Below are 18189 nucleotides of genomic sequence, written 5' to 3' on the forward strand. Positions count from 1 at the left end.
CCAAGCTTCTTTTATCATAGCTTTTGATTGCGGATATCATCGCTTAGAACCTAACTTTTCATGTAGGAGCTCCTCGTCCAAACTATCTTCATATTTTGAAATCACCAGCGTTGCCGCTGAATTTCCGATCAAATTGGTTATCGCCCTTGCTTCACTCATAAAACGATCCACACCAAAGATCAAAGCGACAGATTCTACCGGTACATGGCCAACTACAGGCAAAGTCGCAGCAAGGGTAACGAAACCACTTCCTGTTACGCCTGCAGCACCTTTGGAGGTCAATAGCAATACCAGCAATAAGGTAATTTCCTGCTCCAGACTGAGATGCATATTGAGGGCCTGCGAAATAAAGACCGCTGCCATAGTCAGATAGATACTTGTCCCATCCAGATTGAAAGAATAACCCGTGGGGATCACTAAACCCACAACAGGTTTAGCACAGCCCGCATCTTCCATCTTCTGCATAATGCCCGGCAACGCCGACTCGGATGAGGAAGTCCCCAAAACGATTAAAATCTCTTCTTTGATATATTTTAAAAACTTAAAAACATTCACCTTGAGATAAAAATACAATACGGCCCCAATCACGATGATCACGAAGATAAAACAGGTCAGGTAGAAGCTCAACATCAGCATACCGAGTTTAGATAAGGCCTGGATTCCAAACTTACCGATCGTAAAACCCATTGCTCCCATTGCCCCGATTGGAGCCAGGTACATGATCATTTTGATAATGGAGAAGAGAACCTTCAGAAAAGATTGCAATACATTGAGCACAGGCTCAGAAGCTTTCTGCCCTATTTTTGTCATACCGATCCCAAATAGCACTGCAAAAACGAGTACCTGCAACATGTTGTCCGACGCTACCGCAGCTATCACATTACCTGGAATGATCCCGATGATAAAATCCATAAAACTATGTGGCTCTTTGGATTCTGAAATATAATGAGATACCGAAGATACATCAAGACTAGCTGGATCGGCGTTCATGCCAGTACCCGGCTGTATCCAATTAACAAAGACCAAACCGATAATCAGGGCAATCGTTGTCATGATCTCGAAATAGATAATGGAGGTTAAACCGATTTTCCCCACTTTTTTTGTATCCTGCATGCCCGCTATCCCGATCACAATGGAGCTAAAAATCAATGGCGCAATAACCATCTTGATCAGTTTAATAAAAGCATCTCCTAATGGTTTTAGTTTAACAGCAAAATCGGGGTAATAGATACCACAGATGATCCCCATAAGTATACCCACGATGACTTGAAAATAGAGGCTCTTAAAAATATGCTTCATGATAGATTTATTTACGGACAGTAATTTCCCTTGCTTTAATCGGTTTTTTAATTTAGGATATTGAAATTAATTGGTACGAATATAAAAAAAAAGGGATGCATAAATGCATCCCTTCCTATTATAATTTTGAACTTAGCTGCTGAAATATGCTCTTACATTCTTTCCTTCAATCCAGTTCATATAAGCTTTATTGACAACCTTGTTTCCACCAGGTGTTGGGTAATCACCGGAGAAATACCAATCACCCTTATGATCTGGACAAGCTTTGTGTAAATTATCCAAAGTCTGATAAACTACTTCAAGCTCTGCTTTCAGGTGGTGAGGTCTTACGATTCGGGCGATTTCTTCCGAGATCTCTTCATCAGTAAAAGGTGCGTAGATCGCTTTGACATAATTATCGATATCATTAACATCCTGAGTCATTGATAACACACATTTTTGATAAACTTCATCGATAATATGTGCCATACCACGTTGTTTTAGGAGATTAATTGCGGCTTCGAAAGCGACAAACTCACCCATACGTGACATATCGATACCATAACAATCTGGGTAACGGATCTGAGGCGCAGATGAAACAATCACGATTTTTTTCGGATTCAAACGATCCAGGATCGTTAAAATACTTTGTTTCAATGTTGTTCCCCTAACAATCGAGTCATCAATGGCAACGATCGTATCTTCGTGATCCTTTACAATACCGTAAGTTGTATCGTATACGTGCTGTACCATGTCTGTACGGTCCGCATCTTGCGTAATGAACGTACGTAGTTTAGCGTCCTTCACGTTAAGTTTTTCAAAACGAGGTTTAATACTCAAGATCTCATCCAATTCTTCATCAGAAATTTTTTCTGAGCGATTCAATAAAGTATCTTTTTGAAAATCCCGAACATAGGTATTGATACCATCCATTAAGCCATAGTAAGATACTTCAGCTGTATTTGGAATAAACGAGAATACGGTATTTTTGATATTATTTTTAACAGATTCCAATACCTGAGGTACCAGTAATCTACCCAATTCTTTACGTTCTTGATAGATATCAGCATCTGATCCACGTGAGAAGTAAATCCGTTCGAAAGAACAAGAACGTTGTCCTACGGGCTGTCTAAACATCTCTTGGGATACTGTACCATCTTTTTTAGCGATCAAGGCATGGCCTGGTTTAATTTCCTTCACAGCACCAATAGGAATATTGAATGCAGTTTGGATGACCGGTCTTTCCGATGCTACAACCAGGATTTCCTCATCCTGATAATAAAACGCCGGACGGATACCAGCTGGGTCGCGCATAACAAAAGCATCACCGTGACCAAAGATACCTGCGATGGTGTAACCGCCATCCCAAGTTTTGGCCGAACGCTTCAATATTTTGGTAACATCAATATTTTTAGCAATCAGCGAGCTGATCTCAATATTAGAATGACCTTCTTTTTTGAATTGATCGAAAAGATCCTGGTTCTCATCATCTAAGAAATGGCCAATTTTTTCCAAAACGGTTACGGTATCTGCTTTTTCCTTTGGATGTTGTCCCAACTCATATAATTGTTGCAACAATTCATCCACATTGGTCATGTTGAAGTTACCCGCTACCACCAAATTACGAGACATCCAATTGTTTTGTCTTAAAAATGGGTGACAGCTTTCGATGCTGTTCTTTCCATGCGTTCCATAGCGCAAATGTCCTAAAAGTACTTCTCCCGTAAAACTTACGTTATCTTTTAACCATTGCGTATCTTTTGACTCTTCTGGAAATGCTTTCTGAACAGAAGCAAATTTTTTCTGTACATATTCGAATATGTCTGCCACAGCAGTTGAGCCCATTGCTCTGTAACGCGAAATGTAACGATTTCCAGGTTTAACATCAAATTTAATGGTTGCAATTCCAGCCCCGTCTTGTCCACGGTTGTGCTGTTTTTCCATTAATAGGTACAATTTGTTGATGCCATAAAATGGCGTACCATATTTTTCCTGATAATAAGATAAGGGTTTTAACAGGCGAATTAGTGCGATTCCGCACTCGTGTTTAATAGCGTCGCTCATATCTTGATTTGATGTCGCAAAAATAAGAATTATTTAGCACTTAGCGATCGCTCCGCTCACTTTTTCAGCAATAAAATTACAGTGAATAGACAGAGGCTCTTTCGAATAGCTCCTTAAGGCCTATTGGGCGATAAAAACAGGGACTTTCACCGCATGTCGCAGCTTGTTAACGGTCTCACCAAAAACAAAATCCTTCACACCACTGTGCCCATGGCTTCCAACAACCAGCAGATCGGCACCGTATTTTTCACATACTTCTGCAATACTCTTGATCCGGTTATTGTATCCCAGTTCATATTCAGTTTGATGTCCTTGCGACAATAGAAAATCAGCATACAATTTCAGCCGTTCCAAATCCTGACGCGATTCGTAATCATCCGTCGACTCCCCGGTATATTTCACCGATGCACTCTCAACAATATGTACAACGACAAAGGTCGTGTCGTCATGCGACAACTGTAAAGCATATTGAATTACTTTCTGATCTGAATTTGAGAAATCCAACGCGATCACAACTTTCTTAAAAGAGCCCTTATGTTCAAAATGCAATGCCTCGAATGGTGGGTGAACTTCCAGCTCCGTTGGTTTCGATTTGAGTAAAATGGGGTATAATACAGTCATGATAAGCAAGACGAATAAGCCCATCGCCCCCATCAGCAATAATACCGTTACCACAATATTATCGGCTTCACCAATCCAGCCGACCACTTCGTCGTAGACCAATTTAAAATTCAAAACAGCGATAATGGCCGCTATCAGCCAGGCCGCAATTTTTGTTAGCGGTTTAATGGCAAAAGAACCCATCTTGACTTTATCGCTCACAAAATGGATCAGCGGGATGACGGCAAAAGCGAGCTGCATACTCAAGATCACCTGACTAAAGATCAGCAGCTGTCCAACGCGACCTTCACCCGAAATAAGTATCACCAATACAGCCGGGATAATCGCCAAAAGCCGGGTTATAATCCTTCGCAAAGTCGGACTAATCCGCAATCGAAGGTATCCCTCCATCACAATCTGACCGGCTAGGGTTCCCGTCACCGTTGAGCTCTGTCCGGCAAGAATCAAGGCAACAGCAAACAATTTTGAGGCCCATTCCGTTCCAAGAAGATTGCCCAATAGGTGATAAGCATCTTCAAGTTCGGCAACGTCATGCATACCGTTTTTGTGAAAAACAGAGGCTGCAAGAATCAATATTGCTGCGTTCACCAAAAATGCCAGGTTCAAGGCAATGGCACTATCCCAAAAGTTATACTTGAGCGATTTTCGGATCGAAACCTCATTCCGGTCAATCTTCCTTGTCTGTACAAGAGCCGAGTGCAAATATAGATTATGCGGCATGACGGTCGCGCCTATAATGCCTATGGCAATATATAGTGCGGCACTATTCGGGATACTGGGTATAAATCCAGTGGCTACCTCTGCAAAATCCGGTTTCGCCAAAAACATTTCTACCATGAAACACATGCCAATAAGCGCGATGAGTCCAATGATAAAAAGTTCCATTTTCCGCATCCCCAGCTTCTGAAGATAGAGCAATAAGAAGGTATCTGCAAAACTGATCATTACCCCCCAGAGCAGATCAATGCCGAAAAGGAGGTTAAGACCGATTGCCATACCCAAAACCTCCGCCAGGTCACAGGCCGCAATCGCAATTTCAGCAAGCACATAGAGCACAAAATTCATTCGTTTAGGATAGGTTTCCCTGTTACACTGCGCAAGGTCTTTACCGCGTACAATACCTAGACGGGCACATAGATTCTGTAGAACTAGCGCCATGATATTACTCATCAACAGCACCCAAATCAGGGTATACCCAAATTGGCTTCCTCCAGCAAGATCGGTAGCCCAGTTACCTGGATCCATATACCCCACACTAATGAGATAAGCTGGACCAAAGAAACTAAGTATCTTCTTAAATTTGGATTTCCCTTGATTGACATCTACACTTTCATGGATATCAGATAGGGATTTATGATGAGATTCGTCGTAATGCATAAAGTACTGTAAGTGCAATATCGTCTATTGTCAGCCTTAAAGATAAAAAGCTTTATATTATTAGGCAATTAAACCGCGATATTATTAGAATTTAAATGCCAGCTGGCCAGAATTTTCCTTCGATTGGTTGCCAAACTGTATAAAATCAATGATCTCATACTGACCTAAATCAGGTTTAAACTGCCGCACATGAACGCCCTTGCACATAAAGCTCAGGTCGACAGACCGCAATTGTTCTTTTGCAATTTCAAGCTGTTCTGGCTCCAGACGTCGTCCAATCGAAATATGGGGTTCGTCGCTAATCTCGATCAAATCAAACTCCGATAAAGTTTGAACAACCTTCCGCGCCCGGTCCTTGAGATAACTGCGGGCATGTACTGTCGGTGCAATATAGAAAGCACCACCGGCAAATGACGAAAAATGATCGAAATAAACATACTGACTACGCTCATAGACCATAGTCTCCTGCAAAGCCTCAATAGCCATTTTCAGTTTACTCCCATCTGCTTCAAAAGCACATATCGTTACATGGGCTTTGGAATTGCAACTGGGATACCAGCCTTTGTTTTTGTCGGGAAACAGTTCGGCTAACGATGCACGTAATCGCCGCTTCAGGCCATCTACCAAGACAATACCAGCTTCATCAGGCTGAAAAACAAACGAATATTTATTGACACTACCCTCCATAACAAAAATCAGTTTCCGATCAGTAGGTAAGATAACAAATACCGCGGAGATAACAAAACCAAAACCTAGCAGCAGGCTAATGACAAACTACCACCCGATGCCATAGTCCTCCCCGTTGTTGCTACTGCCGCCCCAAAGTGTATGGTGCTGCTGGTCGAAATAAATAGCATTTATAGGTCCACTGGTACGATCACCGAGTTGTATGCTATACCCCATTTTCTTTAATTGTTCGATAATTGCTGGTGCTGTATTTTTATCCAATAGAAGGCTACCTGAGCGCGGTTTTCGATCGTCGGTCTTCGTTCCTCCCAGCGATAACCAAAGCTGGTTACTGTTGATATTGGCCGCTTCGCTGGCTTGTTGTGGCGTCATACCAAACTCGACCATATTCAAGAAAAACTGCAATAGGTTTTGATCCTGTGTATCTCCTCCCTGCACAGCAAAAGAAAGGTAAGGTTTTCCGTTTTTCAACGCCATCGAAGGGGTGAGTGTTACACGCGGTCTTTTGCCCGGCTCGACCACATTGAACGGGTTAATCAACGAATCTAAGACAAAACTCTGCAAACGTTGGCTCATGCCCACCCCGGTATTCCCGGCAATACAGGCAGGGAGCCAACCACCACTTGGTGTGATCGAAACGACCCAACCTTCTTCATCCGCAGCTTCAACGCTTGTGGTTCCCCGCAATAAACGGTCGACATAAGCACTATCCACCGTTAAAGATGCCAAAAGAGCTGTTTTTGGCAATTCCGTTCGCGACGAACTTGAGCGTGCGTCATGTTTAGGGACAAAATCATTTTTCAGCTCCGTATGTGGCGTAAACTCTTTCTTACGCTGCTCTAGTAACGAAAGATACGGATTCTGCTTACCTTCGTAGGGATAAGGGTCTCCGGGAAGTACATTCGGGTTATTTTGCTTAAGATCAATGGTTGCGGCCCTAGTCTTGGCATAGGACTCATTCAAAAGGCCTTGAATTGGTGTCTTAGGTTTACCGTAGGGATCACCGTAATAAAAATCCCGATCGGCAAAGGCCAAGTTCATAACCTGATAGAGTGTATGAATATAAGAAGCAGAATTATAACCCATTGCCTTTAGATCGAAGTTTTTCAGCAACTGCAAACTCTGTAGCATGGCCGGTCCCTGTGTCCATTCTTGTAATTTATACACGTCAACGCCCTTATAATTGACATGCAATGGTTCCTCCTCAATGGGTTTCCAATTGGCTAAGTCTGCTTTCGTGATTAAGCCACCTTGCTCCTTACTGCCACGGACAAATTCATCTGCAATATCGCCGGTATAAAACCGGTCATAAGCAGCCATGATTGCAGCTTTCCGGTCTTTTCCCGCCGCAAGAGCCTGCTTTTCGGCTTCTACCAATTTGGACAGGGTCTTATGCAGATCCTGCTGCACGAAAACCTCTCCCGCCTCGGGAGCTTCCCAGGATTTACCTTCATGTACTAAAAATACCTTTTTACTGTACGGCCATTCTTTAATGCGCTCTTTGCCACGTTCAATACTCGTTGCAGTTTGCGCGTCAATCGGGTACCCTGCAGCCATTTCAAGAGCAGGAGCTAATACTTCTGCTAGACTTTTCGTTCCATAATGAGCCAACATATAGCACAATCCGCCGGGTGTACCCGGTGTGACAGCAGCAAGAGGACCATATTCTGGTGGAAATTCGTAGCCCTTTGATCTAAAAAAATCGACTGTCGCTCCACTGGGTGCTACCCCCAAAGCATTTATCGCAATGACCTTCTTTAGTTTCGGATGATAAATTAAGGCCTGCGTCTCTCCGCCCCAACTCAGTACATCCCACATCGTACAGGTTGCTGCGAGCATTGCACAAGCAGCGTCCACCGCATTTCCCCCTTGTTGAAATAGCTGGGCACCCGCTGTTGCCGCCAAGGGCTTACCCGTAATAGCCATCCAATGTTTTCCATGTAAAGGTGGTTTTTGTGTACGCTGGGCGGAACTCAGCATCGGCGTACAGGTAGTGAGCAATCCAAACAGCGTCATCAGTAGCAAGGGGGATCTTCTTTTCATAGCAGCAATCTTTCGTTAAGCAATGGTTTTAGTAAAACCAAGATAGGTATTTTTAAAACAAACAAAAAACTCCCATCAACCGAGATTGATAGGAGTTTTTAAAATCTTATTTGCTATTGGATTACCAATAAATAGAATATAATGCTGTAACCAATAGCGCTACGATCAATGCAATGACCAAAAACGCCCGGTGTGGTTTAAACATCGTGGTATCAACTTCCAATCCAGCTGGCACGACACCACGCTTATTGTCGACAATACTGATGAGAATCATACCGATAATACAGATCACGAAGACGAATCCCATTCTATCCAAAAATGGAATTTCGTAGACTCCTGTTGTTGGATTTGGAACAGAGAAACCTGTCGATGACAAGAATGACAGATCGACCCAATCCGGCAATTTTTTGAAGATGATGGAGAAAATAAAACCTCCAATTGTTGCAAACAAAGCCGCATTTGAAGTTGCTTTCTTCCAGAAGAATCCTAAAATGAACATCGCAAAAATACCTGGAGATACAAAACCCGTATATTCTTGAATATATTGGAATCCACCTTTTTTATCAATACCCAAATGTGGAGCAATCAGCACACCCAAAATCATGGCAACCACAACAGTTAGCTTGCCGATATTGACCAATTTCTTATCCGATGCTTCTGTATTGAATACTTTTTTATAAATATCCAAGGAGAAGATTGTTGCGATACTGTTTGCTTTACCTGCCAAAGAAGCGACCACTGCAGCTGTTAATGCCGCAAAAGACAAGCCTTTTAAACCTGCTGGCAATAAATTCAACAAAACTGGATAAGCGTGGTCAGGGTTTACCTCACCATGTTGCATCATTTCATTTTGGAACAAGCCATCTTTCCACATGACATAGGCTGCAATACCCGGCAACACGACAATGATAGGCATTAATAACTTCAGAAATGCGGCAAACAAGATACCGTTTCTCGCGGTTTTCAAATCTGCTCCAAGCGCGCGTTGCGTGATGTATTGATTACACCCCCAGTAATTCAAATTAACGATCCACATACCGCCAATCAATACGGTTAGCCCCGGTAAATCGAGATAGTTCTCATTTTTACGATCCAGAATCATATGAAAGTGGTCTGAAGCTTTTTCGGTCATCAAGTGATAGCCTTCCAGTACTCCTGAGCCACCATAGTGCTCTGAAACGAGGTTCAAGGCTAGGTAAGTGGTCGCCAAACCACCCAATACCAAAAAGAAAACCTGAATAATATCCGTATAACCGATTACTTTCATTCCCCCCAATGTAATGATCACAGCAAAAATCGCAATGGCATACATACAGGCATCCAGACTGATACCGGAAATACTACTTACCGCAATGGCTCCCAAATAGAGGATAGATGTCAAATTAACGACAACATACAACAATAACCAGAAAACGGCCATGATCATCGCAACAGTCCCATTATATCGTTTATGGAGAAACTGTGGCATCGTAAAGATCTTGTTCTTTAAGTATACCGGGATAAAAAATACCGCAACGACAATCAGTGTAATGGCAGCCATCCACTCGTAAGTCGCAATAGCCAATCCCATCTTAAATCCGGAACCGCTCATACCGATAAATTGCTCGGCCGAAATATTGGACGCAATAAGTGAAGCTCCGATAGCCCACCAAGTCAATGACCCCTCAGCCAAAAAATAGTCTTTGGAACCTACAGATTCAGATTTCTTGCGATAATACACCCATAATCCATAACCTGCTACAATAACAAAGTATATCAGGAAAACGATGTAATCTTTTGTGCTTAAATAATTATTCATGTATTGGTAATTGGTTTAATTTGATCGCCTAATATAGAAATATTTTTAGAACTATATATATCTATTAACCAAATTTTCTAAATACTCCTGTTTACCACTAATCGTTTTCGGCTCACCTAATTCCACTGCTAAATCCCTTAAGTTCTCCAGGGTCAATGTCAATTCTTCAAATGATGCACCATGGCCTGTATCAAAAGAAGCATAACGATCGGCCCGTATTTTTTTGTAATCCGAGTCTTGCAAGATACGATCTGCCGTAATAAGCGCGCGTGCAAAAAGATCCATACCACCGATATGTGCATAAAACAAATCTTCAGGATCTGTCGAGTTGCGGCGTATTTTGGCATCAAAATTCACACCTCCACCTTGGAATCCACCACCTTCTAAAATAATCAACATGGCTTCGGTCAATTCATTAATATCATTCGGAAATTGATCCGTATCCCATCCATTTTGATAATCACCACGGTTAGCATCAATGGAGCCCAATTTACCTGCATCTACAGCAACCTGTAGCTCATGCTGGAACGTATGTCCGGCCAATGTCGCATGGTTTACCTCTAAATTTAATTTAAAATCTTCCAAAAGATTATACTGACGCAGGAAGCCCAGCACAGTAGCCGCATCATAATCGTATTGATGTTTTGTAGGCTCACATGGTTTCGGCTCGATAAAGAAAGTTCCTTTGAAACCATTTTTGCGGGCATAATCCTTGGCCATATGTAAAAACTGTGCAAGATGTTCCTGCTCACGCTTCATATTGGTATTTAAAAGGCTCATATACCCCTCTCTTCCACCCCAGAACACATAATTTTCACCACCAAGAGCAATCGTTGCGTCCAAGGCTGCCTTTACCTGTGCGCCACCATGTGCAAGAACATGAAAATCAGGGTTAGTTGCAGCTCCATTCATATAGCGTTTATGGCTAAAAAGGTTGGCTGTTCCCCAAAGCAATTTTATACCGCTTTCCTGTTGTTTTTCCTTCGCATAATCAACGATAGTTGACAGACGTTTTTCATTTTCAACCACATTATCCGAATAATCAACTAAGTCCACATCATGAAAGCAATAATAGGGTATGTTTATTTTACTAATAAATTCGAATGCTGCATCCATTTTATCTTTTGCCCTCGTGATTACGTCGTTGCTTTCATCCCATGGAAATTGATGTGTCGGTCCGCCAAATGGATCAGATCCGTTACCGTTGAAAGAATGCCAGTATGAACAGGCAAATTTAAAATACTCTTCCATGGTCTTGCCACCAACAATTTGTTTTGGATTATAATAACGGAAAGCCAATGGATTTGTGCTGTCTTTTCCTTCGAATTGAATTTGGCCAACGCCCTTGAAAAATTCCTTTTTCCCTTTGATAATATTCATCTTATTTGTTATTTATTTGTTTGTTTAATAATTCCTTCCATTGCTGATAGTGCTCCTCATATTGCGCTACAAATTGAGGTTCCACTGTATACACGGGTTTCAAAGAACGAAAAGCTTCTGTAAAATCGGCATAATACCCACTTCCTATACCTGCTCCAAGAGCGGCACCAATACTGCCATCATGATTAAAGATTTCTACAGGAACGTCAGTGGCCCCCACAAATGACTCCCTGAAAACGGAGCTCAAGAATAAATTCGCATAACCTGCACGAATCATATTTGGATGCAGATTATTTTCGCGCATGATATCCAAACCATAGCGAAAAGCAAATGCAATACCTTCCTGTATAGCACGCAGCATATCGCTTGTCTCATGCCTATTCAAATCTATCGCTGAAATTGAAGCCCCAACGGTTTGGTTGTTGAGCATCCGTTCGGCACCGTTGCCAAATGGGATAACCTGCAATCCTTTGCTACCGATAGGAGATGCGCCAGCCATCGCATTAATCTGCTCATAAGACAAATCGTGGCCCATCAAACGTCTCCCCCAGCTATTCATAATCCCTGTTCCATTTATACAGAGCAATACCCCTGTCCGGATATCATTCTCCTGATAATTCACATGGGCAAATGTATTTACGCGCGATTCGCGGTCGGCGATCAGCTTGTCGCTGACGCCATAGATCACCCCTGAAGTACCTGCGGTCGCAGCAACTTCACCAGGTTGAAGGACATTCAGCGAAAGTGCATTGTTGGGCTGGTCGCCGGCTTTATAATTGATGGTCACTGTATTAGATAGCCCAAGCTCTTCAGCAACAGCGGATTTAATTTGACCATGCGTTGAAAACACAGGTAAGATCTCAGGAATAAGATGATCATCAAAGCCATAGTAATCCATGATCGTACGCGACAATGCATTATCCTTGAAATCCCAGAATATCCCCTCAGATAAAGCTGAAATGGAAGTCGTCACCTGCCCCGAAAGTTTCATGGCGATGAAATCCCCCGGCAACATGATCTTATCTATTTTTTCATAAATTTCCGGCTCGTTTGCTTTTACCCAGGCCAACTTTGACGCTGTAAAATTACCCGGTGAATTCAGATGATGACTCAAATTAAAAGACCTTCCGATTTCTTCAAAAGCGATATTTCCCAATTCAACAGCCCTGCTGTCGCACCAGATAATGGCATTTCGCAGCACATGCTGATCTTTATCGACCACGACTAAGCCGTGCATCTGGTAGGCAATGCCAATGGCCGAAATTGCTTTGGGGTCATAGAGGCCCAGCCTGTTTGCCTTCAACAGAGCCTGTTTAAAGTAGTCCCACCAATCGAGCGGGTTCTGTTCAGCCCAATTGGGCTCCAACGTAATGATGGGAGCTTCTACGTCCGGATATTGCACCGAGCAAACCTTACGTTGTGAAGATGCCTCAACAATCGAAACTTTTACAGAAGAAGTACCTACGTCTATACCTAATAAATACATGGTAATCAATTCTAATTGGTTATAAAAAACAACATCGGCCTTATACTGCAACCGGTTGCATAAAAGTAGGGTATGTTTCTGAATTATCAAAATATTAAATAAAATTATTTACTTTGGAGCGTGAATAAAAAAACGACAATTTATGATATAGCCCGTGCGCTTGGAGTGACAGTCTCTACCGTATCGCGCGCACTGAATAATGTGCCTACGATCAGTGAGGCGACACGAAAACTGGTGTTAGACAAAGCAAAGGAATTGAATTACAGCGTCAATAAGTTGGCCTCTTCTCTTTCGTCGGGCAAGTCCAATACCATCGGTGTCATTGTTCCTACCATGCAAATTCATTTTTTTGCAGAAGCCGTGCATAGCATTGAAAAAGAGTTAAAAAAACACAACTACAGCCTATTGCTTTATCAATCGAATGAATCTTTTGAAGATGAAGTCAATGGTGTGAAGACTTTACTTGAAGCTCAGGTAGACGGCATCATTGCTTCGTTGTCGCTGGAGACGCAGGAAACCCAGCATTTTCAGGAAGTCATCAATCAGCGCAAATGCCTGGTTATTTTTGACCGTACCCATAAAGATATTCCTGCTCCTGTGGTCAAACTTGACGATTTTAAAGCAGGCTACCTTGCAACACAGCACCTGCTCGAACAGGGTTACAAAAACATTGCCTTTATCACAACGGACAAAGAAATCGCTATTTTCGAGGATCGTTTCCATGGTTTCGAAGCAGCCTTAAAAGACGCGCAGATTTCCTCACGGGAAGACTTTATCATTCGCGGCGACTTATCCATTGAAGCCGGCATCAAAGGAACCGAACAGATTCTAAAATCTGTAATCCAACCGGACGCCTTTATTGGTGGTGACGACTTTACAGCCGTGGGAATCATACAGGCATTAAAAACTGCAAATATTGCCATTCCAGCGACAGGAGTGATCGGTTTTGCAAACCAGACCTTTTCTTCCTTTATCAGCCCTACACTATCAAGTATTGACCAACAGGCCAACAAAATGGGGGAAGAATGTGCAAAACTCTTTCTGAAAATGGTTAAACAAAAAAATCCGTACGAAGCAATCGAACAGATTGTTCTTGATCCCATATTGATAAAAAGAAAATCTACCAATAGAATAGACAAATAATCAGTACCTTTGCCTAAATTTGTTTAAATGCAAGCCCGGCAGAAATTTAGGATAATAAGCATCTGCTTATTATTTGTCATTCAGGCCCTTTTTTTAGTGGCCATCTTTGTAGAAAATACACATTCTTATATTGTATTGGCTTTTATTGGCCTATTGTCCTTACTGATCTTATACAGTTACCTCAAGTCGCCCATTCATCATCACAGGCATGAATATGAATCGATTAAAATTGCTATTTGGGTACCTATAGGTGCGATTTCATCCTACTATTTCAATCAGATCTTCGGTTTGGGTCCTGTATTGGGGGCAGCGCTGACAGGTACCATAGCCTCTTTCATTCCAAATATCAACAAAAATTCGACTTATCTGCCCCACCTTCCAGCAGCAATTTATTGCGGCGCATTTGTAGGAATGTCCAATGCACAGGTGGCTCATGGGTTCTCTTTTATTTTAGCAGCGAGTATTTTTACAGCGATCTTTCTGATTGTATCGAAAAGTTTATTAAATGGTGTCGGCGGTAAACTAGGCACATTGGCCTTTCTTGGTGTTTCACTGACTTACCTCCTTTTATATATTTTTAAGTAATATGGAAACATTCATTTTATACCTAGTTGGCATCATCGGGAGCACGGCGACATACTATGTCAACACCAAGTTTCACCAAGGGGCAGTACGTTCGTCGGCATTGCTGACCTTACTTGTTGCAGGTTTTCTACATTTCTTCCCACAAAGTGTTTCTCCTTATCTCGCACAGTACATTCCCCCTATTTTTATAGGCGCGTCATTTATAGGCATGGTCTCCAAAAACCAGTTATCAACCTATTTCGGTTTGGCTCTAGCTGGCGCTATTTTCACGACAATACTGCTCAATACCAGTAAATTTTTTACTGGTTATGGCGGAGCCCTCGGCACTTCCGCCTGCATCGCGCTGTTGGTCGTACTGAGCATTCCTTATTTTAAATCACCACGGAAAATGACCGTTGGATTTCTTCAGCTCCGCAAAACAATCTTAAAAAAACAGGGAAAAATTTCAAAAAGACGAGTAGATTTGTTTAAATAAAAAGCATAACCACATGAAACCTTTATTTCTGGTCTTTATTATCCAAACCTTCTTATTGAGCCAGCTGAGTGCTCAACAAGCAAAAATCAACATCGTAAATCAAGAACGCAACAGCAGCTACAGAGGCCTAAGTGTAGTCGATGATACAACGGTATGGGTAAGCGGAAGCAATGGTACCGTCGGGCTCAGCACCGATGCTGGAAAAAACTGGCAGTGGGTAAATCCAATTGGCTACGAAAAAACAGATTTTAGGGATATCGAAGCATTTGATGAGAACGAAGCCTTAATTATTTCGGCAGGTTCCCCGGCCATCATCTTAAGTACCCATGACGGCGGTCGAAGCTGGAAAGAAGTATTCACAGACAAGCGGCCCGAAATATTTTATGACGGTTTTGCTTTTACACCAAAAGGGATCGGTATTGCCTTTGGCGACGCCATTCAGGGGAAAATGCCACTATTAAAAAGCATCGATTTCGGAAGGTCCTGGAAAGATATATCCGCGAATATGCACTTTACAATTACCGAAGGAGAGGCCGGTTTTGCGGCCAGTGGAACCTCCATCTACTGCGATAATAAAGGGACATACTGGATTGCCACCGGTGGAACAGCAGCCAATATCTACAGCAGCAAAGATCAGGGGGACACATGGCAACGTTACAGCTGCCCCATCATTCAGGGGAAAAATAGCACCGGTCCTTTTTCCGTTGCATTTTACTCGTCGAAAACTGGTATTGTAGTCGGTGGCGATTACAAAGAGGATAAAAACAAAGACAAAAATAGCCTGTTAACCAACGATGGCGGTAAAACATGGTTTGCGCCAGAAACAGCTCCCGATGGCTTTAAGTCGGCCGTTATTTACCTTTCAAAAAAACAGCTGATCAGCACGGGAACCTCGGGTACAGACCTCTCTAATGACGGCGGAAAAAACTGGACGCCTATCGGAAAGGAAAGCTTCAATGCCGTACAAAAGGCAAAAAAAGGCCAAGCGATATTTTTAGTGGGTGATAAAGGAAAAATAGCGAATTTAGCATTATAAGCTAAATTCGCTATTTTTTGCACCTCTACACGCTATTTCTTACAACAACGGCGCACTGTTTTTTGCAACACTGGAGCTAGGTTTCGCAGTGCAAAAAAACTGAGATTTACTCACTTATAAACAACTACTTGCGCGACAAACGTGATTCTTCCAAATCCAGGGAATATTCCATCTCTTTAATAACATCACTGTCAAAAGCCTTGCTTTCCTTGATCTTGTACAGGCCGTCACGACGTAGCTCCAAAAGTTCCAACATAATTTTATTATAGAGCCCCCTTACTGCAGAAAGCTGTGCACGTGTGTCTTCTTCCTTCGCTCGTTCGGATGCATTTACGCTCCGGATGATCTGCTCTTTAACACGGGCAATTGTCTCATGTTCCAGCATTTCCTTTGCGTAATGTTTATCCAGATACGCAATAGATTCTTTACCAAGACGTACCCGAATCTCATCGATTTGCTCTTCCATTGAAGCTTGCTCATCGACCTCCTCAATTTTTATCAATTTAATCAACAAAGGCAATGTAAGCCCCTGAAAAACAAGCGTCACTAAAATCACCACAAAGGTAATGAACAAAATCAGATTTCGGTGTGGGAAGGCCGTTCCATCATATAAAGTCAATGGTATTGCCAATGCTGACGCCAAAGAAACCACTCCGCGCATACCGGCCCAGCCAACGACCAGGGGCAATTTCCACCCTGGACTCTTTTCCTTGATGCGGACCCGTTTGAATAATATCCTGGGAACAAAAGCCGAAAGATAAACGGCGATTAATCGCAAAACAATAACAATTACACAAATCGCCAATGCATAATCAATAGCTTCCTCCATGGAGTATTCTCCCAAACCATTGATGATCACCGGGAGTTCAAGTCCAATGAGGATAAAGACAAATCCATTTAAGAGAAAACCCACTGTCGCCCACACTTCTTTGGTTTGGATCCGTGTATGATAGTTGAGGTAATCCCCTGCCCGGAAGGAAAGAAACAATCCGCCACTAACCACGGCCAAGACCCCCGACCACTCAAAATGTTCCGCAACAATATACATCAGGTAAGGTGCTATGAGGGTTATGGGTGTTGAAATACTCGACGACTTAGCTACATAACGTAAGAATATATAGAGGATGTGACCGATGACCAGACCAACTACGACGCCCATGACCGATAACATCAGAAACTGCGTCGTCGCAGTGCTCATCACAAACTGGCCGGTAAGAATCGCAATAGATGCAAATCTAAATACCGTCAATGAGGCCGCATCATTCACCAGGCTTTCCCCTTCCAATATCGCAATTCCCCGTTTAGGAATACTTACCCCTTTCAGGACAGAACTAGCAGCCACGGCATCTGGAGGAGAGATAATCCCACCCAGCAAAAAGCCCAGCGCCAAGGTAAATCCTGGAATAATACTGACCGAAAAGTAGGCAATCGCCAGCGATGTGAAGAATACCAAACCAAAGCCCATGATAAAAATAGACCGTCGCCACTTCAGAAAATTCCCCCAATTGGTATACCAGGCTGCTTCAAAAAGTAAGGGTGGCAAAAATACCATAAACACGATATCAGGATCAACACTTATGACAGGTGCCCCGGGGATCAACGAGATCACAAGTCCGCCAACAACCAACAGAATGGGGTAAGAGATCTTGAGGCGTTGACTCAGCACAAATAACATGGCCATAAAGAAAAACAGCACCATCACCAATAACAGGTTACTGTGAATTTTCTGACCTGCCTTTCCACCTACGGCCGCTTTCACATCCGCATAAGGTGCCGACATGGACATGCTGTATTGACGAAGCTTCCATTCATTGTCCAGCTTACTTAATACGCCCACGCCACGAAAGGACTTGGTATTGATCTTAAAAGTTTCATCAAACCAGGCCGTCGTACTATCGGCATTAAAGCTGATATGACGCTTGTCATAGGTGTAAGTCCAGGCATTTTTTGGATTGAAATATTGATCCCTGAACTTCTCTGCATGGGCTTTATCCCACCTTTCATCATGATCAGTACCCAAAATAACTCCATCCGAAGCAATAACATTCAAAAATGGACCATACTTTACCTCACCCGAACTTTTGTGCCAACGATCCAGTAGCCCATTGATTTCGTCCATAGGCTGCTGGGCACTTGTCGGAAAGACAAATAAAATTAAACTAAGAAAACAATACGTACCTAAAATGATCTTTCTAATCATACATTATAAAACTTCG

General features: G+C 42.5%; 13 protein-coding genes. 4 read left to right on the top strand and 9 right to left on the bottom strand.

Annotation, left to right across the window (positions count from 1 at the left end; genetic code table 11):
- Positions 1-36: 36 nt before the first annotated feature.
- The 8 genes from dctA to K2F45_RS21815 all read right to left on the bottom strand — a co-directional run bounded on the left by dctA (position 37) and on the right by K2F45_RS21815 (position 12734).
- Complete coding sequence (gene dctA, locus K2F45_RS21780) at positions 37-1299, bottom strand: C4-dicarboxylate transporter DctA (RefSeq protein WP_075993903.1); 1263 nt, start codon at positions 1297-1299, stop codon at positions 37-39.
- Between the two features lie 132 nt (positions 1300-1431).
- On the bottom strand, positions 1432-3342 hold the full coding sequence (locus K2F45_RS21785; RefSeq protein ID WP_248932453.1) for an amidophosphoribosyltransferase: 1911 nt from the start codon (positions 3340-3342) through the stop codon (positions 1432-1434).
- A 120-nt stretch (positions 3343-3462) separates the two neighbouring features.
- Complete coding sequence (locus tag K2F45_RS21790; protein WP_075993904.1) at positions 3463-5340, bottom strand: Nramp family divalent metal transporter; 1878 nt, start codon at positions 5338-5340, stop codon at positions 3463-3465.
- Between the two features lie 84 nt (positions 5341-5424).
- Positions 5425-6027: a 2'-5' RNA ligase family protein gene (locus K2F45_RS21795; protein ID WP_070563690.1), complete on the bottom strand. Its 603-nt coding sequence runs from the start codon at positions 6025-6027 to the stop codon at positions 5425-5427.
- A gap of 87 nt (positions 6028-6114) precedes the next feature.
- On the bottom strand, positions 6115-8070 hold the full coding sequence (locus K2F45_RS21800; protein WP_248932454.1) for a gamma-glutamyltransferase family protein: 1956 nt from the start codon (positions 8068-8070) through the stop codon (positions 6115-6117).
- A 121-nt stretch (positions 8071-8191) separates the two neighbouring features.
- Positions 8192-9868, bottom strand: a complete 1677-nt coding sequence (locus tag K2F45_RS21805; protein ID WP_070563696.1) for a sodium/sugar symporter — start codon at positions 9866-9868, stop codon at positions 8192-8194.
- Positions 9869-9919: 51 nt separating this feature from the next.
- On the bottom strand, positions 9920-11248 hold the full coding sequence (gene xylA / locus K2F45_RS21810) for a xylose isomerase (protein WP_070563699.1): 1329 nt from the start codon (positions 11246-11248) through the stop codon (positions 9920-9922).
- A gap of 1 nt (position 11249) precedes the next feature.
- Positions 11250-12734, bottom strand: a complete 1485-nt coding sequence (locus K2F45_RS21815) for a xylulokinase (protein ID WP_070563795.1) — start codon at positions 12732-12734, stop codon at positions 11250-11252.
- 120 nt (positions 12735-12854) lie between these two features.
- On the opposite strand from K2F45_RS21815, the gene K2F45_RS21820 reads away from it, so the two are divergent.
- The 4 genes from K2F45_RS21820 to K2F45_RS21835 all read left to right on the top strand — a co-directional run bounded on the left by K2F45_RS21820 (position 12855) and on the right by K2F45_RS21835 (position 15973).
- Entirely contained in the window at positions 12855-13877 is a 1023-nt protein-coding gene (locus K2F45_RS21820) for a LacI family DNA-binding transcriptional regulator (protein WP_145329716.1), read from the top strand.
- Between the two features lie 96 nt (positions 13878-13973).
- Positions 13974-14462 carry a hypothetical protein gene (locus K2F45_RS21825; RefSeq protein WP_232475594.1) on the top strand — a complete coding sequence of 163 codons (489 nt, stop codon included), beginning with the start codon at positions 13974-13976 and terminating at the stop codon, positions 14460-14462.
- A 1-nt stretch (position 14463) separates the two neighbouring features.
- Positions 14464-14937, top strand: coding sequence for a hypothetical protein (locus tag K2F45_RS21830; protein ID WP_248932455.1), 474 nt, complete (start codon positions 14464-14466; stop codon positions 14935-14937).
- A gap of 13 nt (positions 14938-14950) precedes the next feature.
- Positions 14951-15973, top strand: coding sequence for a WD40/YVTN/BNR-like repeat-containing protein (locus K2F45_RS21835; RefSeq protein WP_248932456.1), 1023 nt, complete (start codon positions 14951-14953; stop codon positions 15971-15973).
- Positions 15974-16097: 124 nt separating this feature from the next.
- Here the strand turns inward: K2F45_RS21835 and K2F45_RS21840 are convergent, their stop codons facing one another.
- A complete protein-coding gene (locus K2F45_RS21840; protein ID WP_248932457.1) occupies positions 16098-18173 on the bottom strand; it encodes a Na+/H+ antiporter in 2076 nt (691 codons plus the stop codon).
- Positions 18174-18189: the final 16 nt, after the last annotated feature.

Source organism: Sphingobacterium siyangense (genome assembly GCF_023277505.1).
GTDB lineage: Bacteria > Bacteroidota > Bacteroidia > Sphingobacteriales > Sphingobacteriaceae > Sphingobacterium > Sphingobacterium siyangense.

Coding starts and splice junctions, on each gene's coding strand:
- dctA (WP_075993903.1), bottom strand. CDS start 1,299: ATGAAGCATATTTTTAAGAGCCTCTATTTTCAAGTCATCGTGGGTATA.
- K2F45_RS21785 (WP_248932453.1), bottom strand. CDS start 3,342: ATGAGCGACGCTATTAAACACGAGTGCGGAATCGCACTAATTCGCCTG.
- K2F45_RS21790 (WP_075993904.1), bottom strand. CDS start 5,340: ATGCATTACGACGAATCTCATCATAAATCCCTATCTGATATCCATGAA.
- K2F45_RS21795 (WP_070563690.1), bottom strand. CDS start 6,027: ATGGAGGGTAGTGTCAATAAATATTCGTTTGTTTTTCAGCCTGATGAA.
- K2F45_RS21800 (WP_248932454.1), bottom strand. CDS start 8,070: ATGAAAAGAAGATCCCCCTTGCTACTGATGACGCTGTTTGGATTGCTC.
- K2F45_RS21805 (WP_070563696.1), bottom strand. CDS start 9,868: ATGAATAATTATTTAAGCACAAAAGATTACATCGTTTTCCTGATATAC.
- xylA (WP_070563699.1), bottom strand. CDS start 11,248: ATGAATATTATCAAAGGGAAAAAGGAATTTTTCAAGGGCGTTGGCCAA.
- K2F45_RS21815 (WP_070563795.1), bottom strand. CDS start 12,734: ATGTATTTATTAGGTATAGACGTAGGTACTTCTTCTGTAAAAGTTTCG.
- K2F45_RS21830 (WP_248932455.1), top strand. CDS start 14,464: ATGGAAACATTCATTTTATACCTAGTTGGCATCATCGGGAGCACGGCG.
- K2F45_RS21835 (WP_248932456.1), top strand. CDS start 14,951: ATGAAACCTTTATTTCTGGTCTTTATTATCCAAACCTTCTTATTGAGC.
- K2F45_RS21840 (WP_248932457.1), bottom strand. CDS start 18,173: ATGATTAGAAAGATCATTTTAGGTACGTATTGTTTTCTTAGTTTAATT.